Annotated in this window: 22 protein-coding genes; 11 read left to right on the top strand and 11 right to left on the bottom strand. The window is 49.8% G+C overall.

Features of this window, described 5'->3' with window-relative positions:
- Positions 1 to 298: 298 nt before the first annotated feature.
- The 4 genes from KSO86_RS08415 to gatC form a co-directional block, all read right to left on the bottom strand.
- Positions 299 to 1,702, bottom strand: coding sequence for an NAD-dependent malic enzyme (locus KSO86_RS08415; RefSeq protein ID WP_216432083.1), 1,404 nt, complete (start codon positions 1,700 to 1,702; stop codon positions 299 to 301).
- Between the two features lie 75 nt (positions 1,703 to 1,777).
- On the bottom strand, positions 1,778 to 3,271 hold the full coding sequence (gene gatB / locus KSO86_RS08410; RefSeq protein ID WP_216430221.1) for an Asp-tRNA(Asn)/Glu-tRNA(Gln) amidotransferase subunit GatB: 1,494 nt from the start codon (positions 3,269 to 3,271) through the stop codon (positions 1,778 to 1,780).
- Positions 3,272 to 3,274: 3 nt separating this feature from the next.
- On the bottom strand, positions 3,275 to 4,765 hold the full coding sequence (gatA, locus tag KSO86_RS08405) for an Asp-tRNA(Asn)/Glu-tRNA(Gln) amidotransferase subunit GatA (RefSeq protein ID WP_216432085.1): 1,491 nt from the start codon (positions 4,763 to 4,765) through the stop codon (positions 3,275 to 3,277).
- A 15-nt stretch (positions 4,766 to 4,780) separates the two neighbouring features.
- Positions 4,781 to 5,077, bottom strand: coding sequence for an Asp-tRNA(Asn)/Glu-tRNA(Gln) amidotransferase subunit GatC (gene gatC / locus KSO86_RS08400; RefSeq protein ID WP_216430223.1), 297 nt, complete (start codon positions 5,075 to 5,077; stop codon positions 4,781 to 4,783).
- A gap of 56 nt (positions 5,078 to 5,133) precedes the next feature.
- Here gatC and KSO86_RS08395 point away from each other — a divergent pair, with 56 nt between their 5' ends.
- On the top strand, positions 5,134 to 6,393 hold the full coding sequence (locus KSO86_RS08395) for a phospholipase D-like domain-containing protein (protein ID WP_216430225.1): 1,260 nt from the start codon (positions 5,134 to 5,136) through the stop codon (positions 6,391 to 6,393).
- A gap of 9 nt (positions 6,394 to 6,402) precedes the next feature.
- On the opposite strand, the gene KSO86_RS08390 is transcribed toward KSO86_RS08395, so the two are convergent.
- The gene (locus tag KSO86_RS08390) at positions 6,403 to 8,958 is read right to left on the bottom strand and encodes an NAD-dependent DNA ligase LigA (protein WP_366493565.1); all 2,556 of its coding nucleotides are present in this window, start codon (positions 8,956 to 8,958) and stop codon (positions 6,403 to 6,405) included.
- Positions 8,959 to 8,972: 14 nt separating this feature from the next.
- Here KSO86_RS08390 and KSO86_RS08385 point away from each other — a divergent pair, with 14 nt between their 5' ends.
- From KSO86_RS08385 to KSO86_RS08365, 5 genes are all read left to right on the top strand, one after another.
- The gene (locus tag KSO86_RS08385) at positions 8,973 to 10,163 is read left to right on the top strand and encodes a sensor histidine kinase (protein WP_216379239.1); all 1,191 of its coding nucleotides are present in this window, start codon (positions 8,973 to 8,975) and stop codon (positions 10,161 to 10,163) included.
- Positions 10,160 to 10,852 (top strand): response regulator, encoded by a 693-nt coding sequence (locus KSO86_RS08380; RefSeq protein WP_216379238.1) that lies wholly within the window; start codon positions 10,160 to 10,162, stop codon positions 10,850 to 10,852. Before KSO86_RS08385 ends, KSO86_RS08380 begins: the two co-directional genes overlap by 4 nt.
- An 85-nt stretch (positions 10,853 to 10,937) precedes the next feature.
- On the top strand, positions 10,938 to 11,585 hold the full coding sequence (locus KSO86_RS08375; protein ID WP_216379237.1) for an ABC transporter ATP-binding protein: 648 nt from the start codon (positions 10,938 to 10,940) through the stop codon (positions 11,583 to 11,585).
- Between the two features lie 59 nt (positions 11,586 to 11,644).
- Positions 11,645 to 14,116 (top strand): ABC transporter permease, encoded by a 2,472-nt coding sequence (locus tag KSO86_RS08370; RefSeq protein WP_216379236.1) that lies wholly within the window; start codon positions 11,645 to 11,647, stop codon positions 14,114 to 14,116.
- A gap of 124 nt (positions 14,117 to 14,240) precedes the next feature.
- Positions 14,241 to 14,486, top strand: coding sequence for a WhiB family transcriptional regulator (locus KSO86_RS08365; protein WP_216379235.1), 246 nt, complete (start codon positions 14,241 to 14,243; stop codon positions 14,484 to 14,486).
- A 45-nt stretch (positions 14,487 to 14,531) separates the two neighbouring features.
- Here the strand turns inward: KSO86_RS08365 and KSO86_RS08360 are convergent, their stop codons facing one another.
- The gene (locus KSO86_RS08360; RefSeq protein WP_216379234.1) at positions 14,532 to 15,956 is read right to left on the bottom strand and encodes a sensor histidine kinase; all 1,425 of its coding nucleotides are present in this window, start codon (positions 15,954 to 15,956) and stop codon (positions 14,532 to 14,534) included.
- 37 nt (positions 15,957 to 15,993) lie between these two features.
- On the opposite strand from KSO86_RS08360, the gene KSO86_RS08355 reads away from it, so the two are divergent.
- The 4 genes from KSO86_RS08355 to KSO86_RS08340 are packed head-to-tail and all read left to right on the top strand — an operon-like array spanning position 15,994 to position 18,505.
- Positions 15,994 to 16,497 carry a DUF2505 domain-containing protein gene (locus KSO86_RS08355; RefSeq protein WP_216379233.1) on the top strand — a complete coding sequence of 168 codons (504 nt, stop codon included), beginning with the start codon at positions 15,994 to 15,996 and terminating at the stop codon, positions 16,495 to 16,497.
- Positions 16,490 to 17,290 carry a thymidylate synthase gene (locus KSO86_RS08350; RefSeq protein WP_216379232.1) on the top strand — a complete coding sequence of 267 codons (801 nt, stop codon included), beginning with the start codon at positions 16,490 to 16,492 and terminating at the stop codon, positions 17,288 to 17,290. The genes KSO86_RS08355 and KSO86_RS08350 overlap by 8 nt, the downstream gene beginning before the upstream one ends.
- The gene (locus KSO86_RS08345) at positions 17,287 to 17,832 is read left to right on the top strand and encodes a dihydrofolate reductase (RefSeq protein ID WP_216379231.1); all 546 of its coding nucleotides are present in this window, start codon (positions 17,287 to 17,289) and stop codon (positions 17,830 to 17,832) included. The genes KSO86_RS08350 and KSO86_RS08345 overlap by 4 nt, the downstream gene beginning before the upstream one ends.
- A 1-nt stretch (position 17,833) precedes the next feature.
- Complete coding sequence (locus tag KSO86_RS08340; RefSeq protein WP_216379230.1) at positions 17,834 to 18,505, top strand: FMN-binding negative transcriptional regulator; 672 nt, start codon at positions 17,834 to 17,836, stop codon at positions 18,503 to 18,505.
- Positions 18,506 to 18,510: 5 nt separating this feature from the next.
- Here KSO86_RS08340 and KSO86_RS08335 read toward each other — a convergent pair whose 3' ends face one another.
- The 5 genes from KSO86_RS08335 to KSO86_RS08315 all read right to left on the bottom strand — a co-directional run bounded on the left by KSO86_RS08335 (position 18,511) and on the right by KSO86_RS08315 (position 23,596).
- A complete protein-coding gene (locus KSO86_RS08335) occupies positions 18,511 to 20,709 on the bottom strand; it encodes an FtsX-like permease family protein (RefSeq protein WP_216379229.1) in 2,199 nt (732 codons plus the stop codon).
- A 3-nt stretch (positions 20,710 to 20,712) separates the two neighbouring features.
- Entirely contained in the window at positions 20,713 to 21,378 is a 666-nt protein-coding gene (locus KSO86_RS08330; RefSeq protein WP_216432080.1) for an ABC transporter ATP-binding protein, read from the bottom strand.
- On the bottom strand, positions 21,366 to 21,896 hold the full coding sequence (locus KSO86_RS08325; RefSeq protein WP_216379227.1) for a PadR family transcriptional regulator: 531 nt from the start codon (positions 21,894 to 21,896) through the stop codon (positions 21,366 to 21,368). Before KSO86_RS08325 ends, KSO86_RS08330 begins: the two co-directional genes overlap by 13 nt.
- Before the next feature lie 141 nt (positions 21,897 to 22,037).
- Positions 22,038 to 23,069 (bottom strand): lipid II:glycine glycyltransferase FemX, encoded by a 1,032-nt coding sequence (locus KSO86_RS08320; RefSeq protein ID WP_216379226.1) that lies wholly within the window; start codon positions 23,067 to 23,069, stop codon positions 22,038 to 22,040.
- 86 nt (positions 23,070 to 23,155) lie between these two features.
- Positions 23,156 to 23,596, bottom strand: coding sequence for a pyrimidine dimer DNA glycosylase/endonuclease V (locus KSO86_RS08315; protein ID WP_216379262.1), 441 nt, complete (start codon positions 23,594 to 23,596; stop codon positions 23,156 to 23,158).
- A 677-nt stretch (positions 23,597 to 24,273) separates the two neighbouring features.
- Here KSO86_RS08315 and KSO86_RS08310 point away from each other — a divergent pair.
- Positions 24,274 to 26,540, top strand: a 2,267-nt coding sequence (locus tag KSO86_RS08310; protein WP_253281464.1) for a DUF7926 domain-containing protein, incomplete at its 3' end; no start/stop codon positions are given.

Genomic DNA, 26,540 nt, shown 5'->3' with positions numbered 1-26,540 from the left:
ATCTGCCATCAAAATAAATATGATCAAAATAAAAAGCTGACACACTATTGAGATATCAAACAACACACCCACACCCAACAACCACCCAGCAACAAAACCAGGCAACCATCAAGAAGGCAACCACCAGAACCACAACCGCGTTCCCGGCGACAGATAAAAACTATACGCACCCACAACCCAAACAGCAAACCAAAATGACGTAACCCCCATCACATTCCAGCTTTTTGGCTTCCTGCCCGAAAAAAGTCGGCGGGGCACGTGTGCCCCGCCGACTTACAGTCACCAATAACAGCGATTTTTATGCTTCTTCACTCGCTAACGAATGCTTGTACTCTTCCCGGATTGCACGTGCAACACGTTGCGCGGCAGTTGGATGGAATACGCCTGGAATGATGAAGTTTGCATTCAGTTGCTCTGGCTCCACGGAATCAGCAATTGCTTGCGCAGCAAGCACCAGCATGCGATCCGTAACCTCAGTAGCCTTTACGTCTAGCATTCCTCGGAAAATACCTGGGAACGCCAGAACATTGTTGATCTGGTTCGGATAGTCGGAACGCCCGGTGGCCACAATTGCCGCATGCTCGGCAGCCTCGATTGGATTGATTTCCGGAATCGGATTAGCCAACGCGAATACAATCGGATCCTTAGCCATACCCGCGATATCGTTGCTCGTCAGCAAGTTACCTGCCGACACGCCAATAAACACGTCAGCACCTTCCAAGACGTCATGAATAGACCCCTGCTGACCGCGTGGATTGGTGTTCTGCGCGATCCAATTGCGGTCAGTGCCCGCCTCCTCACGGAACGGTCCCAACGCGCCGTTACGGCCAACACCGATGATGTCACGTGCACCCTGCTTCATGAGAAGACGGATAATTGCATTACCTGCAGCTCCAACACCAGAAACAACAATACGAATATCTTCGATCTTCTTGCCAACAACTTTCAGTGCGTTAATCAAAGCCGCAAGCACAACAACTGCAGTGCCGTGCTGGTCATCATGGAAAACCGGGATGTCCAATTCGGCACGCAACCGCCGTTCAATCTCAAAGCATCGTGGCGCCGAAATATCTTCCAGATTGATTCCGGCAAAACCCGGCGAGATCGCCTTGACGATGCTAATAATTTCCTCAGTATCAGTGGTATCCAGACAGATTGGCCATGCATCGACGTCACCAAACTTCTTGAATAACGCAGCCTTGCCTTCCATAACCGGCATCGCAGCCTTCGGGCCTACATCTCCCAGCCCCAAAACCGCAGTACCATCAGACACCACTGCCACCGTATTGCGTTTAACTGTCAACTTGCGTGCGAGTTCTGGATCATTGGCAATCATCGTCGAAATCCGCGCCACCCCAGGGGTATAGACACGTGCCAAATCCTGGCGAGTATTTAACGGTCGTTTCAACGCAATTTCAATTTTTCCGCCCAGATGTGCTTGCACAGTAGAATCATGGATTCCGTGGACGTGCACACCTTCTAGTGCCTCGAGCTTTGCGGCAATCTGTTCGGCATGCTCAATATCATCGACTTTAGCGGTGATATCGGTTACCAGATTGACATCGTCAGATTCCACCATATCCACACCGGTCACAATTGCGCCGTAGTCTGCGAATTCCTTAACTAAAGTAGCGGTTGCCCGCGGATCAAAAGGAATACCGATACGCACGGTTACATTGTAGCTAGGTAGTGTTTTCGACATAAGTTCTCCTTGTTTAAGCTACACACAGTAATGCGCAGGACCGCGAAAAAATTCCGGAATCCTGCGCGCTACTGGTTAGAGCTGAACACGCTCCATAATAAGTTCACGCACGCGGGCGGCATCCGCCTTGCCGTGAGTTGCCTTCATAACAGCGCCGACGATCGCACCCGCCGCCTGCACTTTACCGCTGCGGATCTTCTCCACAACATCCGGGTTTGCTGCCAGCGCTTCATCAACAGCTGCCGTGAGCGCGCCGTCGTCGCTAACAACTTCCAAACCACGTGCGGCAACAACCTCAGCCGGCGAACCTTCGCCTGCCAAAACACCTGCCAACGCCTGACGGGCCAACTTATCTGTCAGCTTGCCAGACTCAACCAAGCCATCAAGCTCAGCAACCTGTTCACTGGTAACCGGCACGTTGGCAAGCTCGAGCTCATTATCTTTCGCGTAGCGGGCAAGTTCGCCCATCCACCATTTACGCGCACCAGCCGATGTTGCACCAGCTTTAACCGAATCTTCGATCAAAACCAACGCACCTGCATTAACGATGTCGCGCATTTCCTTCGCTGAAACACCCCACTCACCAAGCAGACGACGGCGTTTCTGCTCCGGTAGTTCTGGCAAGGTAGCACGCAATTCTTCGATCCATTCGCGAGCCGGCGCCAGCGGCACCAAATCTGGCTCCGGGAAGTAACGGTAGTCGTCCGCATCGGACTTAGGGCGCCCCGGCAACGTTGTCCCGTCGAGCTCCTGGAAATGGCGGGTTTCTTGGAGGACCTTGTCACCATTAGACAAGATTGCTCCTTGCCGGCACATTTCAAACTCTACGGCGGCAGCAATCGAGCGGAACGAATTAACATTCTTTGTTTCGGTACGCGTACCCAATGGGGAATCCGGGGTCTTGCGCAACGAGACATTGATATCAGCACGAACATTGCCGCGTTCCATTCGGGCTTCCGAAACCCCGATCGCACGAGCAATATCACGGATAGTCTGCACATACTTGGCCGCTACCTCTGGAGCCCGATCGCCGCATCCTTCAATCGGACGGGTGACGATCTCAACGAGTGGAACGCCCGCACGGTTGTAATCAACCAACGAATGATCTGCACCGTGGATTCTACCTTCGCCACCGATATGGGTGTTCTTACCGGCGTCCTCTTCGACGTGTGCACGCTCAATATTGACACGGAAAACTTCGCCGTCGTCAAGCTCGATATCGAGGTAGCCGTCATAAGCGAGTGGCTCATCAGATTGCGAGGTTTGGAAGTTCTTTGCCAAATCAGGGTAGAAATAGTTCTTACGCGCGAACCGGCACGATTCTGCGATCGAACAGTTAAGTGCCAGGCCTAATTTGATCGCGTATTCGATAGCTTTCTTGTTTACCACCGGAAGTGATCCTGGCAGGCCTAGGGACACCGGGGTAATCAACGTGTTCGGATCGCCACCAAACGCGTTTGGAGCACCATCGAACATTTTAGTTTTCGTTGATAGTTCGACGTGAACTTCGATACCTAAAACCGGATCAAAATTAGCGACGACGTCTGCATATTCCATCAGTTCAGTCATTGTTCAGTCCTCCCACATATCCATAGCCGGATGCGAGGCAGCCGGATCGGCAACCTTCTCCACCATCGCTGCTACCTTGTACATGCGTGCATCCTCAAATGTTGGTGCCATAATTTGGACACCAACTGGTAATCCTTCAGACAAACCAACCGGCACAGTCATTGCTGGAGCACCCGCTAAGTTTGCTGGAATGGTTGTCATATCGTTCTTGTACATTGCCAACGGATCGTCAAGTTTTTCGCCAAACTTGAACGCGACAGTTGGTGTTGCCGGCGTCAACAAGACATCAACCTGCTGGTATGCGGCTGCCAAATCACGTTGTACCAGCGTACGAACACGTTGCGCCGAACCATAATATGCATCGTAAGTACCAGCTGACAATGCATAGGTTCCCAGAATGATACGGCGCTTAACTTCAGTACCGAACCCGGCTTCACGTGTTGCTGACATCATCGTTTCAGCAGTAACTGGGCCTTCTTTAGGCAAAACCCGGTTGCCGAACCGAACGCCGTCGTAACGCGCCAAATTTGATGACATTTCAGCTGGCATGATCAAATAGTACGCTGCCATCGCGTAATCGAATGACGGGCATGAAACTTCAACAAACTGAGCACCGGCTGCTTTGAGCTTTGCGACAAGGTCGTGGAAAGTATCGAGAACGCCAGGAGCAAAACCTTCTCCGTCTAGTTCCTTGACAATACCGAAAGTTACCCCGGAAAGATCACCAAGTTCTCCGCCTTCGTCCGCAGCGGCAACAAGGTTGGAGAAATCGTTAGATAACGACGTCGAATCAAACGGGTCGTGCTTGCTGATGATTTCCTGCAGCGCTGCCGCGTCCCGAACATCACGAGCAACCGGACCAACTTGGTCCAAAGACGACGCCATGGCAATGATTCCGTAGCGCGAAACTGCACCGTACGTTGGTTTTGCACCAACCGTACCAGTCATAGCGCCTGGCTGACGAATAGAACCACCTGTGTCGGAGCCCAACGCCCACGGAGCCAAATAACCCGAGACAGCCGCTGCTGATCCACCACCGGAACCACCTGGGATCAGATCATGACCCCACGGATTTTGCGTTGGCCCGAAAGCCGAATGCTCAGTTGACGAGCCCATTGCAAACTCGTCCATATTGGTGTGACCCAAAATTGGTAGCCGTGCCTCTTTAAGTAACCGCACAACAGTCGCATCGTAAGGTGGCAACCAGCCTTCAAGCATCTTCGATGCCGCGGTCGTTGGCACGCCGTGCTGGCACATGTTATCCTTCAACGCCACCGGAACACCCGCGAAGAACGGTAATTCCTTGCCGGCTGCACGGTCCGCATCGACTGCTTGTGCTTCAGCAAGCGCGCCTTCGCGATCCACCGCCAAGTACACATTCATTTTTGGATTCAACGCCGCAATGCGATCGAGGAACGTCGTCGTCAATTCAACGGACGTAATCTCACCGGCACGCAACAACTCTGCAAGTTCCCAAGCAGATTTTTTATGCATATCTGTTACCACGGTTTACTCCTCACCCAAGATTGCTGGAACACCAAACTTGCCATCTTCAGCATGCGGTGCCATAGCCAAAACTTCGTCCCGGTCCAAGCCTGGAACAACCTCATCTTCACGCCACACATTGGCGAGCGGGATAGGATGGGACGTGGCTGGAATATCAGGGCTAACGACTTCTTTTAGTCGCGAAACAGACTCGTTGATAACTTCGAGTTCAGCCGCAAATTGCTCTAATTCTTGTTCACTTAGCGAAATACGCGCGAGGTCTGCCAAACGGGCAACCTCTTCTTTTGAAAATGTCGACATACCTCAATGGTATCTTCCCCACCCATTTGTGGCGAAACGTATCGTAAACTAATGGCATGTCTTTTTGGAAGAATCGTCCTGCGTCATCAGCAAAGCGAGTAGTGAAATTTACGTTACTCGCCGGTTTGAGCGCACAAATCGCAGCGTTGGGCGCAATTATCGCTGTTGATGCGCAACGGAAACGTCGAAATCCACAAACAGGTGAGTTTCCTCATCTACCGCCGCGCACCGCCCGCGTGTCAGATTCCGAAGTGACAGTTTACACATTTGGAAATCATCTGTATGACGACATGATCGCTGCCATTGAATCGGCAACTGACCGAGTTTACTTCGAAACATACATTATCAAAGCCGACGACGTCGGATACCGCTTCCGCACTGCGCTGATCGACGCTGCCGAACGCGGAGTGGACGTATTCATTATTCTGGACACTCTTGGCAACCTCAACCAAGATCCAAAGTCACGCCGGTTCCCAGATCTTCCGAACTTGCACGTCATCAGATTCCCATTATTACGCCCATGGATGTTCACTACCCGTTCTAAAGATTCGGGTTTTGACCACCGCAAGATACTTGTTGTTGATGGCAAAATCGGATTTGTTGGCGGATACAACATCGGCCGGTTGTACGCCGACCACTGGCGTGACACCCACATTCGGGTATGTGGCCCGCGAACCTGGGAACTCGAAAATGCTTTTATCGATATGTGGAATGTGTACCGCTCGCATTCCCAGCCAGCTCTACCAGATAATGTAGTTCGCAGCTGGGTCTCAACTTTTACGGTTTCTCAGAATGTTCCGGCCTATCGCTCGTACCCGATCCGGGCAATGTATCTAGATACGATCAATCGTGCCTCGAAAAATGTTTGGATCACGATGGGATACTTCATCCCTGACTACGCGATCAAGGAATCACTAATCAATGCTGCTAAGCGCGGGGTGGATGTGCGGATTTTAATTCCGCAGTATTCCAATCACATTATTTCGGACTGGGTAGGACGCCCGCATTACTCAGAATTGCTTGCCGGTGGATGCCGTATTTTCTTGTACAAAGACGCGATGGTACACGCCAAAACGATGACCGTCGACGGAATTTGGACAACCGTTGGTACCGCGAATTTTGATCGCTTATCAATGGCCGGCAATTATGAGGCTAATGCAGAAATCTTTGATCCGGGCGTTGCTGAGATCATGGAAGAAACATTCCGACTTGATCTCACGAATTGTATCGAGCTAACTCGCGAATCGTGGGATTCTCGCACCACCTTAGCGTGGTTAGCAGAGAAGCTCATGAAACCATTAGCTCCGTTCGTCTAGGCTTCCGCGTTAGTTTGCCGACGGCGCGACCCCGGTAGCGAGGAGCTTTTCGAACTGTTCTTCAGTCAGGATTGGAATCCCGAGTTCTTCGGCTTTGGTAGCTTTAGATCCAGCATTTTCGCCGACGACGACGAAGTCAGTTTTCTTCGATACAGATCCAGTTGCTTTACCACCGGCCGCGTTAATTGCTTCCTTTATGCCGTCGCGCGTGAAATTCGTCAGCGATCCGGTGGCAACGATTGTGAGACCAGCGAGAGTTTGGGCAACCACAGTGCGCTGTTCTTGCCGCGCAAAATCAACACCAGCGTCCTGCCATCGGTCAACAATATTCAGATGCCACGGTTCCTCAAACCAGTTGAGGAATGACGAACCGATGATGTCTCCTACCCCATCGACGTCGGATAACTGGGCAAGGCTTGCTTGCCGCATGGCCACCAGCGAATCGAATTCCTCCGCGAGCGCTTGGGATGCAACCGGACCAACATGGCGAATATTGAGAGCGACAATTTTGCGCCATAAGTCTTTTGTTTTCGCGGCTTCGAGCTGCTCAAGAATCATCAAAAGATTCTTGCCGGGTGCGGAAGGCTTGCTGATCACTCGTTCGGTTCCCCGTCCACTCCATTGAGGCTTAGTCCAAGCCGCACGCACATATTTCCAATTTCCAGTTGGCTCACCAGCGCGTTTGACTGGTTGCCAAACCCACACGTCTTTTACCTGCTCAGCGGTGAGATGGAACAAGTCCGCCTCAGTTTGCAAAACTGGGCGTTGCGCATGCGGAATACCAAGCTGGTCTAGCAGAGGTTCGGGAATGATATCTCGATGATCCATGATGGCACCATGGGAATCGACAATGCCGAAGTCGGCTAGTTTTTGGTTAGACAGTCGGATCGTATGCTGATGTCCCTGATTATCTTCAACCGTGAGAGCGTGCCCGGTAGCTAATGCCATTAATGCATCGGCACGGTTCTTGTCCGGGTTACACAACCAGGTTGCTGATTCTTCACCGAGACCTTCAATATCGAGTGCACCACGCGAACCAATATGGGCAACCCGTTGAGTCAGCTGAGCTGGGCAGGACCGCTGATTGGTACACCGCATATCGACGTCGCCTTCAGTTATCGCAGCGATTGGTGCGCCGCAATCTGGACACGTCGTTGGCATCACGAAATCAACTTCGGTGCCGTCCCGTTCGCTTTCAATCGGGCCCACAACTTCTGGAATAATATCGCCAGCTTTGCGGACGACGACGACGTCACCAATCTTCACACCTTTACGGGCGACTTCCGACGGGTTATGCAATGTTGCTTGAGATACGGTAGAGCCGTCTACAAATACTGGGGTCATGACTGCATATGGGGTGACTCGCCCGGTGCGCCCCACCTGGACGCGAATGTCAAGTAACCGTGTTTGCACCTCGGTTGGCGGGAACTTGTAGGCTACGGCCCAGCGCGGAACGCGCGTGGTATATCCCAGCTGCTCTTGTATTGATCGATCGTCGATTTTGATCACTACGCCGTCGAATTCAAAAGCTAACGAATCTCTCGCGTGCTGGTAAGAATCCAAGAATGCGTTAATTTCTTCAAGGGTGGACAACGTCTGAGTAACCTCAGAGACTGGCAGACCCCATTCTTTGAATGCCCGGTAGACGTCTTCTTGTCGGGAGAATGCGTCGGCCAACTCGTCACTAGCCCCTTGAATTTCTCCAATGCCATGAGCGATGAAGTCGAGCGAGCGCAAGGCAAATGAGGCACTGTCTTCTTGACGCATCGTACCTGACGCTGCGTTGCGCGGGTTAACGAACTTTTTAACATGAGCCTCGCGACGCTTCGTCGGAATTTCTGGCATCCATTCTGATTGCGGCAGTTGAGCATTCTCTTGGCGAATACGTCGGTTGCGAGCCGCAATAGTTTTATTCGCCTGCGCGATCCGCTGATTCTTTTCATCAATCTGACCGTTTCGTTCATCGACCAACCGGTTATATTCTTCGAATGCACGAACCGGGAAAAAGACTTCCCCACGTATTTCGATGAGAGCTGGCCAGTTATTGCCCTGCAAGTGATGCGGGATTGTGCTAATGGCACGTACGTTACGGGTAACGTCTTCTCCTGTCACACCATCACCGCGAGTAGCGGCGCGTTCAAGCTCACCGTTTCGATAGGTCAGATTCAACGCCAGCCCATCGATCTTCACCTCAGTAGTGAAGTGCGCCTGAGCAGGCAATTCTTGACTGACGTTAGCAAACCATTCTGCTAATTCTGCACGGGAAAAAACATCTTGCAAGGAATACATCCGTTGTATGTGAGTAACTGGGGGAAGTCCATTCCGCACCGGTTTGGCACCCACTTTCGTCGACGGCGAATCGGGAGACCATAACTGCGGGAAACGTTCTTCTAACTGACGTAGCTCACGCATCAACATATCGTAGGTAGCATCTACCATTACTTGACTGCCGCTGGAATAGTACACGTCTTGAGCGTGCAACAACTGGGGTGCTAGTTCATGCCACCGTTTTTTAGCCTGATCAAAAGTCTCCACGTCCACATATCCCATCGTACCGAAAAACACGTATCCTACATTGTATGACTGAAGAAGAGTTGAAGAGATCCCCAAGTTTCTCCGACACAGCTTTTGCTAGCTTTGTTGGACTAACAGGTTGTATCCCATTAATAAACTCATATCTTTCGCTGTCTTCGTTGCAGGTTATCCAACTATGGCTCTTGAGTGTAAGTGGCGCGGTCATCGTCTTGCTGAGACGATCGGATGCTAACCCTGCAAATATTCTTTTTATTGTCTACTTGCTATTACGCTGTTTGTTTTTCCCCAGCCCGCTCATGGCCCTTGATGTCATCGTGCTTGTCATGGTTTATTCCGCGAGCGTTTATGCTCGGTTGGCACTCACAATTCTTGTCATTTTATCTGCACTCGGTGCACTTGGAATGCTATGGGTTCAATATCTACCTAGACACACTTGGCAAGACGTAGCATCTTTCTGCTGTCTACTCGGCTTGGTGGGGACAACTGCATTTGCCGGTTTAGCACGGCGTTCACAGCTTGACCAAGCTCAAAAATTCCACGCTGCCCAAAGTCTATTACAACAAGAAACCATGGAGAACCAGCGCGGTGCAGTCGTACGCGAACGCACTCGTATTGCACGGGATTTGCACGATATCGTGGCTCATACTTTAGGAGTTGTCATTGCCCAAGCAGATGGTGGACGCTACGCTGGGCGTAAAGACCCCGAGCAAGCGCTCCGTGCACTGGACACAATAGCCGACATGAGTCGCGCAGCCCTAACGGACATCCGTTCAATCGTCGGTGTTTTGCGCGAACCTAGCGACGAAACGTCTGAGTTATCCCCACAACCTGTAACCCACGATATCGATGGGCTGGTTACGCGGGTCAAAGAGTCTGGTTATAATATCGCATTCATTCAGCTCGGCACAATTTACTCTTTACCCGCTGGCATCGGCAACGTGCTGTACCGTATCTGCCAAGAGTCCGTAACTAATGCGATGAAGCATGGCGGCCCAAATATTTCAATCGTGATTAAATTAGAGTGGCATGAGAACGAAGTTACTCTCTCAATTATCGACAATGGCCGAGGCGCTTCCGTTTCAAACGACGGAAAAGGAAATGGAATCATCGGCATGACTGAACGTGCAGCTCTATTTGGTGGCAAACTAGATGCGGGGGCGCGCCCTGGTGGCGGGTTCATTGTTCGAGCCACAATCCCTTACGATAGAAACCCCCAGGAAAGGAAACCACGGTGACAGAAAATAAGATTCGTGTTGGCCTCGTTGATGATATGGATCTCATGCGTTCTGGTCTGACGATGGTTATCGACTCATTAGACGACATGGAGGTTGTACTTTCCGCAAGTGACGGTCAGCAAGCTCTCAACCGATTACAGTCCGTTCCAGTAGACGTCATTCTTATGGACGTCCGAATGGAAGGCATGGACGGACTGACAGCAACACGGCACATCACTAACACCACGCTCCCTACTGGAGTCGACCCAAAAATTATTATTTTAACTACTTTCGATGAAGATGATTACATGATGGAAGGTATCCGAGCTGGCGCCTTGGGATTCCTCCTCAAAGATGCACCAACTGAACGCATGATCGAGGCTATCCGAACAATATATCGTGGTGATGCGGTCATTGCTCCGTCCACTACTCGCCGTCTTGTTGACCGATTAGCAAACGACACCTATCGGATACACGCAAGTCGCCCGGAGATTCTCGATGTTTTGACTGATCGCGAACGAGAGGTTTTCCATCTCATTGCACGTGGGCTGACGAACACTGAGATTGCAGAACGTTTGTTCGTTGCTGAAGCTACAGTCAAAACCCATGTCACTCGGATTTTTGCCAAGCTAGGAGTTCGAGACCGAGTCCAAGCCGTAGTAATAGCATACGATGCCGGGATAGTCACTCCAGGGCAGGTGGATCTGTAACTGACCAATGACTATTGCACAGCTGATCGATGTCTCCGTACATGCTCGAAAGACACCAAGAGATCGCGAAATAAAAAACGTTTCGATGTCATTCGAAAGTGGAAAGTTCTCCGCTATCCTCGGTCCTAATGGATCTTCGAAGTCATTGCTGATTGACGTAATTGGTGGACTTTATCCAGTCCAGCAAGGACAGGTCATTACCTGTGGCGTAGATATTACACATAGCACACCGCATGAACTGGCGGACCTCCGCAGCGGGGATGTCGCTTTCGTGTTTAGCCAGCATAACGTCGTCGATACTCTCACAATAAAAGAGAACATACTCCTCGCGCATACTATTTCGGCTCATCCGTACGATAAAGATCTCTACGACGATGTTATTCAATCTTTCGGCTTGCAACGCTATTTACAATCCTATCCGCGAGAAAATCGCGCAGATGTCCTACAGCGTGTTGCCATCGCACGTGCTGTTTTGAAGAGCTCAAAACTAATCTTGGCACAAGAGCCAACGCGGTTTTTACGCCACGAGGCATCAGAAATTATTCTCGATAGTTTGCGTAGATGCTCGCGCGAGTACGGCATTTCTATCATTATGTCAACGCATAACAACTTTGCTGCATCATATGCCGACCATGTTCATTTGTTCCTCGACGGTGAACCGACTGGCATGGTAGTTAATCCATCTCTCGAATCGCTTGCCTTCGCTCAAGAAACTAACAACCGACCAGACTAATGTTAAGTTTTGTATTCGAGCACGTTGCTGCTTTTTGGCGATTATATTTACTTCCTATTATGGTCATCCTGCTATCAACAGTGATGATCTTTATCGGGCTAGCTGGGCAAGAGTACATTGATCAATCGCAATCTCACTCAGCCCGCAGTTCACTCACGAATGCCGACATCACAGTTTATAACGACGAGATCCCGGGACGAGATTTCTTAGCTGCCGTTGAACATCTTCCACAAGTTCGTTCTGCTCATTCCCCCACACCGTTGTGGGGAACCGTCATGAGTGCCTCCGGGGCTGCACAACTGAATGTACTTAGTGTTCCACCTAAATCATTACATACTGAAGATTTCTACGCGGGCAACTATCCCACTGCAACCGAAGAAATTGCATTACCAGTTAAGGTGGCGGACCGTCTTAACGTGACAGTTGGAGATGAAGTTCTACTCACTATTCCAAGTGTGGGAAAACATGGGACATTGCGAAAGATGACCGTGCGAGGCTTATATTCCTACAGCCCACTCAATGAAAATTTCCAGTCATTATTCAATGCAATCGCTGGTCTCGATATGCGTGAATTATGGGCAAACACTGATGGGAAAATTCCTATCGATGCGATGGGAGTCTCTGTTTTCAAAAAGCCGAACGTGACCCTTGAAGATCTCAAAGAGTCGCTACTCAGCATCCCAGGGACAGTTGTTATCACCCGCGAACAAGCATATGAGCAGATATTAGCGGAAACACAGCTCTACATAGCAAGCTTGCTCGATCCGAGCCACGGTATTTTGTTTTTACCAGCACTCGGCACTTTGCTTACGTTGTATTTCACCGGTCGGAGAATATTACGCTCACGAACAGACGACTATCGGCTGTTTATTACATTGGGAGCGACGCAAAGTCATATCTTTTTGTTGGCAATCCTACAATTGATATTAGTCGGTATTCTTACTGTCGCAGCTGGCATGCTCCTCGGACATATCACTGGAAAAGTCCTCCATGTCTTGCTCCAACTTATTCCCGGATCACACTTTCTTTCACCGTATTATCACCCAACTTTATTCACTAGCATTCAAGCAATACTGGTGATGCTGGGTATTTTATGTCTAGCTGCTATTCCTTGCGCATGGCAAGTAACTGGACCACCTCTGTTTTATGAGAGCAAGCTAAACAAAGAAACATCAAAACTGAAATTTGTCACGCGGCGGCTAACCGGAATCGTAGTCATGACAACTTTGCTTGTGTTTTCAGCTATTGCTAGCCGCCAAGAAACTGATTTCAGCTGTTGGTCGTCTTATCTCGCAGCTGGTGCTCTCGTCACCATCGCCATGATCTGCTTCCTTGTGTTATGGGGCCAGCAAAAAATACATAAAGTATTTCGTCAACATCTATCGCACAAACAATTCCCGATCACTCGTTTTGCAACAACTAAACATGCTGATATTTCGGCCACCTATCGTAAATCTATTTTCAGTTCTCGTTTGGTTGTCTTGGGAGTTGGGATGCTAGTAGTTGTGCTAACAACCCATGTTTCCTCGTCACATGAGTTAGAGCATATCGCAGACAAGATAAGCCCTTTCGATGTCAGCGTCATCAGTGACAAGGATTCAGAAACCGGATTAAACGATAGCGTTATTGATTCTGCTATTTCACAGCCAGGAATAGCATCCCACATGTCGGTTTATCAGGCTGAGTTAGTGGCAACCATGCCTGATTCTCCTAAAAAATCAATTAACCTTGACGTCAGAGGATTTGCTCAGAATGAAGCTGAAGAATATTTCAATGGGTATCGAAATAAGAACGGAGATATTCCAGCAAAGGGAACTATTCTTATTCCCCGTGACGCCATGCTCAGCTTAGGAGTATCTGAAGGAGAATCACTATCCGTTACCGGCAATAACGACGAGTTGCTCCGGCTTGAAGTAGCAGAAAGCAGCAGCCCGTGGATCGTCATGGAATTATCTGATCTGCGCGAATTAGCCCCTCAGACGATGGTAAGTGAGTTGTGGCTACAGGCGACCAATGCCCAACTAGATGACTTTTCCGCATTCTTCATTGACTTCCGAACATCATTAGTCACCGACAATCTCACTGATGATTTCCGAGTTGACGCTGGAATTACCCACGATGTTCTTGCCATTGCTGAACACGCTAACTGGGCTATCCCGATGCTATCGTTCCTCGTGTCCTATGCACTGATATCCGCACTGTGTGCGCAACTTTTACTTACTGCTTTCCAATATGAGCAACATTATTACGATACCCGTCTTTTATTGAGTCTGGGTGTTTCATCAACATGCATCAAACGGAATTACCTAGCGGAAAGTCTTGGCCTAGTTGCAGTAGACACGATGATCGGCATTACCCTCGGTATTGTCACAATGCCAATTATCTGGGTCTATTTACTAGGCGTCCACTATCACGAGGCACTCCGGATTCCAGTGGTCGGCATCGCCCTTCTATTCTTTATAGTTCTTGCTTTCACCCTTATTTTCTTATACGTCTGGTCACTAATTCGTAAATCGCAACGCATTAGCTAACATTTGGGTGTGAGGTATCCCCAAACAGACGAACGTCACAGCGTCAGCTCTTTATTCTCATAGAAAAAACTGCAAAAGTATCCATATACATGAACCTATAAATGTGGAGAGTAGATAGTACCTGATGGATTGGCGACATAACGCGGCATGCTTGGATGAGGATCCGGAACTGTTTTTCCCGGTTGGCAGCTCCAGTGCAGCTTTAGCGCAAGCAGAGCGAGCTAAGAATATTTGTCGCACCTGCGCCGTCGTAGAAATATGTTTGAAATGGGCACTAGACACGAACCAAGATGCTGGCGTCTGGGGTGCTCATTCAGAAGACGAACGGCGAATGTTGAAACGTCGCGTCAATCGGGTTCATCGAGTTTGATAAACGTTAAAATGGTGGGGCACTCGCAAGTGCCCCACCATTTTGCTATTTCATCAACATTGTAATCGTCACCAGTGTCCCGCCACCTTCAGCTGACTCCCAGGTAATTTTTCCATGGAGTTCGGACGAGACCATAGTTCGAACAATCTGTGTCCCTAACCCCGATCCGGGCCCTTCCGAACCGATCCCTACGCCGTCGTCACGAACCGTAACAATAAGCTCGTACCCATCACGTAACGCATCAACACTGACGCGGCCTCCGTTCGGTAAACCATGCTCTACCGCATTAGAAATAATTTCGTTGAGCACAACCGACAGTGCAGCCGCTTCTTCCGCACGAATTAAGCCAAAAGAACCAGTGAACGCCGATGTTACCTCAACATCGTTAACGGCGATATCCACAGCCATCTTCAGCACTGGAATAAATAGCTCGTCAAAATCGACAACTTCGTTAATCGTCTGTGAAAGCTGCTGGTGAACAAGTGCTATTGTGGCTACGCGTCGTTGCGCTGTTTCCAGTGCACTACGAGTCTCTTCGGACGACGCACGCCGTGCTTGCAGGCGTAATAGTGCTGAAACTGTCTGCAGGTTATTCTTAACCCGATGATGAATTTCCCGAATAGTTGCATCCTTCGTGATGAGTTCTTTTTCTTGCCGCCGCAGCTCAGAAACATCGCGGCAAAGAAGCATGGCACCGAGACGTTTTCCTTCTTTACGCAGTGGAACTGCACGCATGGAGACAGTGACCGAGTGAGTTTCCAGTTCGGCCATCCACGCGGCTCGCCCCATGAGAACAACAGGAAGCGACTCGTCAACCGTGGAGTAGTCATCAATTTTTTCGGTGACTAGTTCAGCAAGAACTCGGTCATGGAGTGGTTCATCCACACCGATGCGCCGGAAGTGCGAAATTGCATTAGGCGAGGCAAACAAAACCACACCGTCTTCATTTAAATGTATGACACCATCTGACACACGCGGCGTGCCATGACGATATCCCGAAGGGGCCTCAGTATACGGAAATTCTCCAGTCGTGATCATCTGGGCAATATTTTGTGCAATCGAATCGTAATCATGCTGGACATGGGATAACAGGCGATCCGGATACAGTGCTTTAACCGAGACGACGACCGCGATATTGTGGTTGCGATAGTTGACTGGAATAAAGGTCGTTTCAAGCTCATCATCTCCCCACGTAATGACTTCACGTGACGTTAAGGCCTCGTCAATACCTGGTAGATAACCACGTTCGACTACTTCTCCAACTACATCCGCTTCGAAAAGCGTAGTCGCAGTTGCAGGACGCGCTTGCGCAGCAACCACCGGACCATCCGCTGTCGTGATCACAAGGAAGAGATCAGAAAAGAAAATATCGGCCAGTAATTGCCAGTCGCCGGTGAGCATGTGGAGCCATTCGCGCTGGTCGAAGGACAGTGCAGTTTGTTGCTGAAGAATATTTGTTAGTGTAGGCACAGTTCAACAATAGGGCTAAATGGTGTTGAATAGGAGTATGAACATCACTCAAGATCTGCATTATGCTGGACCACTCGCCGACGTTTTACCTATTTTACGCTCAGAAGAACTGGCATTTCGCCGAATCCAAGAACTGGGAACCCCGGAATATACGTTCACTCACAATGAGGTGAACGGTAAACCGACCACAGAAGTGACAGTCACGGTTGATGCGGGCGAGCTTCCTGATCGCGCCGCAATGTTCGTGGGAAAATACGTTACTGCCACGGTTAAATCAGTGGAAACTGTAACATCGGCCGGAGCGCAGATCGATTACGCCTTATCAGCAAAACTTCCGGTTAAAGTGGCTGCCCGGATGTTACTTGTTGACGCCGGTGCTGTTACTGCCGGCCGGTTAGAAGTCCACCTCAATGTCTCGATACCGTTTGCAGGCGCTATGATCGAACGTAAAATCGCAGAAGAGATCCCAAAAATTTTAGCGAAAGATGTCAAGCTAGTAAATGAACTTATTGTCGAAAAGCGGAGTCAAGCACATGATTAATAGACAATATGAAGACCTTTTGGCCGATGTCCTAGCCAACGGCACTCGCAAATCAGACCGTACTGGTACCGGAACTATTTCTGTTTTTGGCCGTCAGTTACGTTTTAATCTAGCCGAAGGCTTCCCCCGAATTACCACAAAATTTGTGGCAATGAAACCTATTAAGGGCGAACTGCTGTGGTTTTTGCGTGGCGATACAAATATTAGTTGGCTCCATGAACACGGCATCACCATCTGGGACGAATGGGCGGATGAGGATGGAGATCTAGGCCCTGTCTATGGCTATCAGTGGCGTTCGTGGCCCACGCCGGACGGTTCACACATTGACCAGATCTCACAAGTGATAGATCAGTTACGTAACACTCCTGATTCGCGTCGCATGATCGTCAGTGCGTGGAATGTTTCAGATTTGGACAATATGGCACTCCAGCCGTGTCATGCTTTCTTCCAGTTTTATGTTGCCGACGGCAAGCTGTCCTGTCAGCTCTATCAACGCTCGGCCGACTTATTCCTCGGCGTTCCGTTTAATATCGCGTCATATGCCTTGCTCACTCACATGGTCGCACAGCAAGTTGGACTTGAGGTTGGCGATTTTGTGTGGACTGGTGGAGACTGCCATATTTACGTCAATCATCTAGACCAGGTTCGCGAACAAATTTCACGCGAACCGTACCCCTTCCCCACTCTGGAGTTACGCAAGGCACCAGATATTTTTAGTTACACAATGGATGATATTTCTGCCGCGAACGGCTACCAGCATCATCCGGCACTGAGCGCACCGGTGGCAGTATGAAAATCGGCGCGATATGGGCACAAGCCCGCAATGGTGCCATCGGGAAAAATGGTGATATTCCGTGGCATCTACCAGAAGACTTAGCACGATTCCGGGATCTAACAATGGGCTGTCCGGTGATTATGGGACGGGCAACGTGGGAGTCGTTACCACCACGCGTTCGGCCACTGCCGGGGCGAGCGAACATCGTGGTGACGCGCAATCCGTCCTATGCTACTCCGGGTGCACAGATTGCTGCTACGCCCCGTGAGGCGTTAACGCTCGCACGTACCCAGCCAGCAGATACCGCGTGGGTTATCGGCGGCGAACACCTCTACCGCGCGATGCTCGTCGACTGCGATTTCGCGGTCGTTACCCAGATAGATATTGACGTTCCCGACGCCGATGCGGTTGGGCCAGCAATCCCTCACGACTGGCACGAATATCGTTCACAACAGCGCTCTTCGCGCGGCGGTTTAAGCTACCACGTGAGTGTTTACGTCTCCCCGTCCGCTACCGTCCCACTTCCTGCCATGACGCAATTTCTACCAGACGAGGCTTAACATGTACGTCGCCCATCAACATATGCTCGATCCAAAAGACGCCCTCACCTGCGCCAGTCAGACTGGAGTTGGCGAACTGATTACTACTGGCGAGCATGGTATTAATGCCACGCGGATTCCGTTCGTCGTCGTCGAAAAAGATGGACACAGCGCGATTCAAGCGCATCTGAACCGGGTTAATCCGCAAATTCACGATGCTGGCGAGGCACTGCTTATCGTCAACGCGGCGGACGCGCACGTGCCGGGCCATTATTTACCGCCAGAAAAGCCGGGATCGGTGATGCCTACCGCACCGAGTTGGGATTATGTGACGGTTCATATTCGGGGCTCGTTCCATATTTTCGACGACGACGCCTGGAAACACGAGCACTGGGAAAAACTCGTTGCGCATCATGAGCCGGTGTGGACGATGGCTGATAGCCAACCCCATCGGATCAAGCGCGCCTATAGTGCCATCGTAGGGATGGAACTTGCCGTAACTGAGGTGGTTGGCAAAGCCAAACTCCACCAAAACCTTTCCTCTCATGACTTGGCAAACCTGGCCGATTCCATGGCTGAAGGAGGTGCGGAGGAGGTTGCGCGCCTCATGCGTGACATTTCTATCCCGTGGGCTCAGGCCCGTGAGGCGCGCGTCGGCAAAGCACTAGATTTACGTGCCAAACACGAGTTCTAAATCCCTCACTCTTGTCTGTTTGTTGCCGGTTGGGTGATGCGGCGCATCGCCGGTGCCAACGCAACGATCGCACAACCAGCAAGGATCAACGCGCAGACTAAGACGGCGAGGAGGAGCGGGTCGAAGGTCGCGTCGAGAGTTGAAGAGAATATCTGGAGCATCACCCAGGCAGTTCCGAACCCGAGCGAACCGGCAATAACCAGCATGGTGGTCAACGGTCCTACAGTTTCGATGAGCATCATGCGGGTAATATCTCTGGGCTGCATACCGCTTAGCCGGAGTGTGAGCAGGGAACGACGACGTTCAAGCAAACCAGCGTAGGTTGATACCAGCATCGAGATAACTGCGACGACGATTGTTCCGGCGATGCCAAAGTACACCAGATAGGTCAGTAAAATGATGGCGTCTACCCCGGCAAACGCGGATTTGTCACCAGCGGAGAATATCCATATCGGATTTTCGTTGTTTTCTAACTGATGTGTACGTGCTAGTAGGGAACGGAACTGTTCCAGCTGGCTCGGGCCGCGAAGTTTTACCATCACCGTGTACTGAGTATGGTTGGTTGCTGCCCCATATTTCGATCCTACCTGTTCCTCGAAATCCGCGAGATTAGCGGCAGTGACCTGTGCTTGTTCGCTGGTGCGCGATGCCCACAAATTAACACCAACCACGCCATCGGCACACGAAGATTCGATGTAATCATTGACCACCTGGCAGTCAAACACTGTCCACGATCCAGCAATCAACGGGAAAACATGGCTGTGTTCGATGCTCGGTTCAGCGGTTAATAGGTCATTGAGGCGTTGTGCCGGTGCGTCGTCGTCGAAACCAAGAATGGCTGACGAGCCGGGACGCAACGAGTGAACGGTTTGCGAGGCGCGGGCAAAAACATCGTCTGTTTGCGATACGGCGGTGAGGAAGAAGGAGCCAGCAAACACTGCCAGTACCACACCAGCAACCGAACGCGAGATGCGTGAAGCGTGTGCTTGTACGTAGGTCAGGCCGATAATCGTCGGTGCAGAACGAGCCCAGCGAGCACTAAGCCGGGCGACACTATAAGTGAGCCATGGACTAGCGACCACTAAGCCGATCATCATACCGATGACGGCTCCCATCAAGATATATGAGTCGTTAACAACGCCGGAATTATAGTCCACCACGGCATACTCGTAAGCGATCGCTCCGATGCTGACTGCGAGTGGTATGAGCCGTAACCAATGCGGTTTGCGGGTTGTTGTTTGCCGGCGCATCACACCTAGTGGTGACACATGGATGTGGTGCATGCCCCAGCTGTGGGCGAGAACTACTAAGACAATTGTTGCAATAGCAACGCCGCCTGCTTGGAGCAGAGTAATAGCGAAGTTGTCTGCCCACAATCGCATACCGTCAATTCGGATAGCCGGAAAGATCGGGCGCACTGCCAGGAACAGCACAAGTCCAAGCACGTAGCCGATTACTGCACCAACCATCGCTTCCATAACGAGCATCCGGACAACTTGCCGGCTAGTAGCACCGACGAGCCGCAGGGCAGCATAGCGTTGTTCGCGTTGTACACTGCCGAGCGTGGCAGAGATAGAAATCAGCAGGAGAACTGGGAAGAGAATAACGATCAGTCCGAGATACATGATGATAACGCTGACTTTGAGCGATTCTGGTGGGGCTTGGGAAAAATCGGAGATGGCTACTCCGGTATCGTTGAGGTGCGCTCCGCGAATAATGAGAAGATCATCTGGTCCGGCTGTTAATTCGTGTGGCAGATTCCCAAGATCAGTTGTGCCGAACCGATCGTGAAGTTGATATTCCGGATGATCCTCCATCAGAGTTCGCACCCCAGCCGAAACAAGATATTCTCCAGGAGCTGGCCACGTTAAAGCATAGAGCTCTGGGGCGTTCACGGTGGCCGAGGAATCGACTATGACGCCGCGGATTTCACTGGCGCCAACTTTCATCAGCGGATTGAAATCGTCCTTAGCTACCCGTACGGAATCGGCTGGATCGGGTGCGGGACGGCCCGCTTCTTGGGCTTCCATCTCGCTTCCGATACTTCGTAGCCATAACGACGGCGAGTCGACAGATAGCGCATTATTAAATGACGCAGCCGTCAGCAAGAGCATCACACCAAGCGCCACTGCCCCGGCGATCAGCGCGAGACGTCCTTTAGTGTGTGCGAGGGATGTGCGCAGAAGTGTCCACGATAGATACATGGCTTAGCCCTCCAGCGATCCGTCACGCACAACGACTTCCCGATCGGCGTAGGCGGGGATCAGTGGCTCATGAGTCACCATGACGACCGTCATTCCGGTTGTGCGGGCGATGTCCATAAACATCGTCATCACGGTTTCAGAGTTGAGCGAGTCGAGTGAGCCAGTGGGTTCGTCCGCAAAAAGGATGGACGGTTTCGGGCACAGTGCCCGGGCAATAGCTACTCGTTGGGCTTCGCCGCCGGAGAGTTGACCAGGAAGAGATTGGGCGTGTTCGAGCAATCCGACGGTGTCTAACCATTTATCGGCCTCATAGTAGGCTTTGCTTTTGGATTTGCCATCGAGTAGGAGTGGTACGGCAACGTTATCGCGGGCGGTGAGTTCAGGAACAAGCTGAGAAAACTGGAAGACGAAACCAAAATCCCGCCGGCGCAGTATCGTGCGTTCCGATTCGCTCATGGTGGTGATCTCACGTTCCTTGAACCGGATTGTTCCCGAATCAGGTAGTTCTATTCCAGCTAGAGCGTGAAGCAAAGTGGATTTTCCAGAGCCGGAGGGGCCCATAATTGCTAGAGCTTCGCCAGCAGTAACGTCAAGCGATATTCCACGCATAGCGTGTGTTGTGCCGTAGGTTTTGGTGAGGTTACGGGCGGTGAGGATTATTTCAGGCATAGTTCTTCCTTGAGTGTGTTGAGGCGGGCGGAGGCGAGTTCGATCCAGCGTAGGTCTGCCTCGATGTGGAATATTGCGTTGTCGAGGAGGAGCTTTTCCGCCATCGGCGCGTCTTTTTTGCGCCGAGTGAGCTCTCGCATCCGTTCAAGGTGGAGTTTGCGTTGAGCGCGCAGATATGGCCCGGCATCGCCATCGACGATGAGTGCGAGGACGGTTTTGCCATACATGGTTGCTTGGAGCGTTGGCGATGGCACTTCTGGGGTATTGAGCCATTCGACGACGGCGTCGCGGCCGGCTTGAGTTAAAGCGTATCTGGTGCGACTGGGGCCGTTGGATGCGCCGTCGTCGTCAACTTCGATAACTTTGGCGTCTCGCAAAAGGCGAGCCAAAGCGGAATAAACTTGGCCGGGCAGAATTGGCTTGTCGCCAGCAAAGAGCTGGTCGTAGAGTTTTTTCAGCTCGTAACCGTAATTAGGTTCTTGGGTAAGTAAGCCAAGGAAAGCGTACTGGACTTCCATCAAACCCCCTATGCACTGAGTGACTAGTTCTTCTATTCACTCAGTGTATAGCTGTTCACCCCGGACGTCAATCTACTACAAAACAGTGGCCTCCCCGGGCGCCTAAACGCATCCAGGGAGGCCGCCACCTCAAAACCGATATTAGCGGTTCAAAAAGTCATCGTACTTAGCTTGATTCTTAACGACATCAAGCTCACCAATATACTCACGCAGCCCTTCTGGGCCACAGATTCGCTCTTTGAAATTGTATAGACCATTTTCTGGATCGACAGCGAAAATGCCACCCATGTTATAGGTATGCATACCGTCCTTCTTAGCCTGAACCAATGCGTTGTAGTTCATCTGGAAGCTTGGCCGAGTCTGCGTCATGTCATTAGATGAAGCAGCATATACGTAGTTAGCTGTGCCTGCGTAATTAACCATCAAGCAGCTAGCCAACGGCAAACCGCTTTCGTGTTCAGTAAGCCAAAGTTTAGTATCTGGGAACGAGCGCATCATCCGATCGAAATATTCGAGCGAGCGATGCTTGATCCCCTGACGCTTGGACATGATTTCGGTGAGGTCATAGAACTTATCCAGAACATCCGCGTAATCTGGCGAATCAACTGTCACGTAACGGCTCGAAACTCCACGCTTCTCCCCTTTACGCATCTTGTTACGCACACCGGAGGTAAAGGTTGCAAGTGGATCATCAAGATCAAGGTCACGCAGATCAAGTTTCATTTCCATGCGCGGGTTGGCGAAATCATGCGGATCAACTCCCCGCGAGCGCAGAATATATTGCGACTGCTCCCACAGGTCAACAAGCTCTTGATTCCACAACGCATATGAGCTAATTCGAAGCAAGAACGAACGCCGTGCTTGAAGTACTGGCTCAGCTTCACGAATCAGTTCTTCTACCAATGCACGATCTGAGAAATCGCAGACCGGAGCGCCTGGCGCATACGTAAAGGAGAATTCACCGCCATCATTGGAGATAGATACAAGACTCATGGCTGCCTTGATGTTGCCGTTCTCATCCTCAAGATAGACGTAATCAGCATTCCAGGTGTTCTTGATCTTCGCCCACACCATACTCTGCATGAAGACGCCATAGGGACTGGAACTAACAAAGTCCTCGTATCGCTGTGATAGCGAAGCAAAATTCGGATCGTCATGATTAAAGGTAGGCATAATTGATCGAGCTCTCTTATAAGACTAGAAACCCATATTTGTGGACTTCATTCTACCACAGCACCAATTCACGCCATACAAGAGGGTCACTGTTTTTCCCAGGACTCCACATCACCGTCAACGATCACGAAAATGGGGTGGGCCTGAAAACTACCACTAACCCACGGCTCTTGAACGAGCAATTCCGGTGCACGGCGTTCAATTTTAGAACGCAACCACTGCGCCTCATAAGCTAACTGCCCCGAAGTAACCGACATCCGAATGTCCGTAATCCTCTGTGGCGGAACAGTAATCTTTGTCGCGTCAAACGAGTAGCCACGGGCGGTAGCTTCCTCCTGCAGTCCAGCTAACCAAGCGCCGATCGCAGCCATGGGATCATCTTGAGCCCGGAATCTCTCCAGCTGCGGATGATGCCGATACCCTTTCGTTAACCCAGCAAGCACCTTTTGGGCCAATAATCCCTCACGCCACCCAGCAATAAGCGCTGCACGGTCAAGCTGACTGGGGTGAATACTCCATAGCCGCAAAATTTCTCCCAAAATAGATGAGGACTAGCGTAACGCGAGAACACTACTCTTCGAACTCCTAAGTCGTCCTGATGCACAAATGTTAACAACTCGAAAGGTTCTAAGACAAAAGATCAATCGCTGATTATCGCACGATATGAACACAATTATCACTGTCCGTCACCCTACCTCGGCATTACCAGATCAGTAGCACCACTAGTTTCACTAAAACTCAACCTAGTAGCATCAGAACTGTCATCAAAAATCTCTTGGAAAAATACTAGCCCGATGTGGATACAACTATTCGCTGTCACACGCCTACATTTTCGAAAAACTTCACTTAAAGTGATAAAACCCTGTATCATAAATGACGAAACGGTATAAAATATCACAACCACACTGAAGACCTGAACGCAAACCGCGAGCTATAATAGCAAAAGGAGAAGATACACCACTTAACAAGCTATTTAGCCCAGCTCCCACCACCTTAAACGGCTAAGAATAGCTATTCTTATCAATTTTAATTGCGGCATTTCCCACATTTAACCTTTATGTCTAGCATTAAATTACAGATTGCAAAAATTGTGCAATACCAAAGGAAGGGGAACATTGACTTTTACAAAGATCACCAATTACGCACATTCTCGATAACCCATTATTTAGCAAACACACACTAAGAAAAGAAGGCATGTAAGAACATGACGCTTAAAATCCATTCCATAGGGCGACATTTAACTGCGATATTTACACTATCTGCACTAATTCTGACTAGTTTAGTCGTTCTACCTTTACCGAGTGCCATTGCTGCACCGAAAGGGAGCGAGAAAATCGTTTTTAGTGATTTTTCTATCGTCAAGACGAAAGGCATAACTGATGAAGAAATTGAAGGTAACTTACTTCAGTATGATTATGCTCGCTTGAAGTTCAAATGGGCTGCGGACTCAACAAAACCTGCATTAGCCGACGGAGACACGTTTGCTGTCAACTTACCCGAGGAGCTAGTTTTCCGTGACGAAGGCGCCCAAATGCCGTTAGATCTTGCTAGTTTAAACGTGGGCCAATGCATCATTGCGCACAAAATGTTGACTTGTTCTTTCAACTCAAATATCGAGAAGAAAATTGCTGAGGGGTTCACAGATATTCAGGGCACAGCCACTGTCCAAATGCAAGCAAATGTACTCACTGAGAAAAAGAACGTAATTCTGACGTTGTCCGAAGACATTAAAAAATCTGTGCCGTTACCTGGTGACGGAGGTATTTCTGAAAGACCGCAGGACGCACCATCCTACCACTCATATGAAATACTTCAAAAAAACGGACCTGCTCTAAACGCCAATACGAATCACCTTGCTTGGTCTATTCCTTTTAGCACCGAGAAGATTCAGGAAAAATATAATGATCTTGGCATTAAAAAAACTTTCGATGGGACTACTAGTCAAACCCTAACTTTCACTGAAAAGCTTGGTTCCGGCTTGAAGTTCACAGATCTAACCAATTGGAGTCTGATCCAAGTCAATGGCAAAGACCACCCTGAACATTACACAGGCTCTGAATCAACAGTTGATAAGTCCGCTCCTGGCGCAACTAATGGTTGGGAGATGAGCGTTGAGGTTCTGAGTGAAACCGATGAGGGATCTACAGCTAGAATTAATGTGAGTGGCCCATTCAAAAAGGACCACAACTACTGCTTTACTGTTCTCACTAAACCAACTAGTGACAACGGCAAGATTATCCCTGGAACGGAGTATGTCAATGGAGTGAGCCTCGATGAAGTAACGGAAGAAGTTACGCGAAAGATTAGTTATATCAATAGCTCTTCTGTAACAATCGAGATGGCTCCTGGTTATGGAACTTTTAAAATCACCAAGCGTGTCTCCGGTAGCAAAGCCGCAGAATTACCTACTAAAGCTCAGTTTCCAGTAACTGTAAAATGGACTTTGCCAGCTGATGCTACTGTTGGAACATACCCCAATTGGAAAGCTCCTGACGGAGCTAAACAAGACCAGCATCAAGGCATTTCAATTTTTAATGTCGTTTTAGGCGCTATAGTTCCTTTCCCTGGCACTTTTCCAGCCGGAACTCAGATTGTTTTGAATGAGAATTTGTCTGGCATTGATGCTCCAAATGGAACAGAATGGGAATCCCCCGTTTTCAAGATGGGACCCGATGAAGGTAAATCCTTAAAGCTAACGATCAAAGATCAGCAGAATCAAGCATTGGATCTTACTAATGTATTGAAGCCTATACGAGCTAACTTTATGATATCGAAGAAACTTACTGGTGATGCTCCACAATTCGCAACAAATGAATTTAATTTCGACTACACTTGCGATGATGCAGATCAAACTACTGGAATCTTAAAAGTCAAAGGCAACGGTGAAAAAATCCCTGCCAATGTAAGTTTGCCAATTGGTACTAGATGCACGGTAACTGAACGGGATTCAGCTAATCTTGATCCTAAACATTTCGAATGGACAAAGCCAGATGCTCAAACTGTAACCATTACTGACACTAGAAACGGTGTTGCAGTTGCTAGTTTGCCTTTCGTAAACCATTACTCTCAAAAACTGAGCGGTTTCAAAATTAAAAAGGCCGTTGTCGGATACTCAGGTAAGAATAAGTCTAATTTTAAAGCCACCTACACATGTGGTACTGCAAAGCCAGTAGAGATTGACTTACCTTTTGGTGGCACTGAAGTGTCTATTGCTAACATTCCAGTGGGAACTGTTTGCACTGTAGCTGAAGACACTAAGTCAGCCGAACGAGAAAATCATAGCGTGAGCATCTCGTACTCAGTAAACGGCACTAATGGCAACAAAGTCATTGTCGGTGAGAATACGGAAGATGTGCAGTTAGTTACTGTTACTAATACTTATACAGAAAACGCTGGCACTTTCAAGTTGGCTAAGAAGGTCACCGGTGACTACACTCCCGCTGCTGGCGAGAAGTTCAAAGCTGCTTATCA

The sequence above is a fragment of the Arcanobacterium phocae genome (assembly GCF_018913465.1).
Classification (GTDB): Bacteria; Actinomycetota; Actinomycetes; order Actinomycetales; family Actinomycetaceae; genus Arcanobacterium; species Arcanobacterium phocae_A.
The sequence above is the reverse complement of the archived record's forward strand: the minus strand, read 5'-3'. Positions and strand labels throughout refer to the sequence as shown.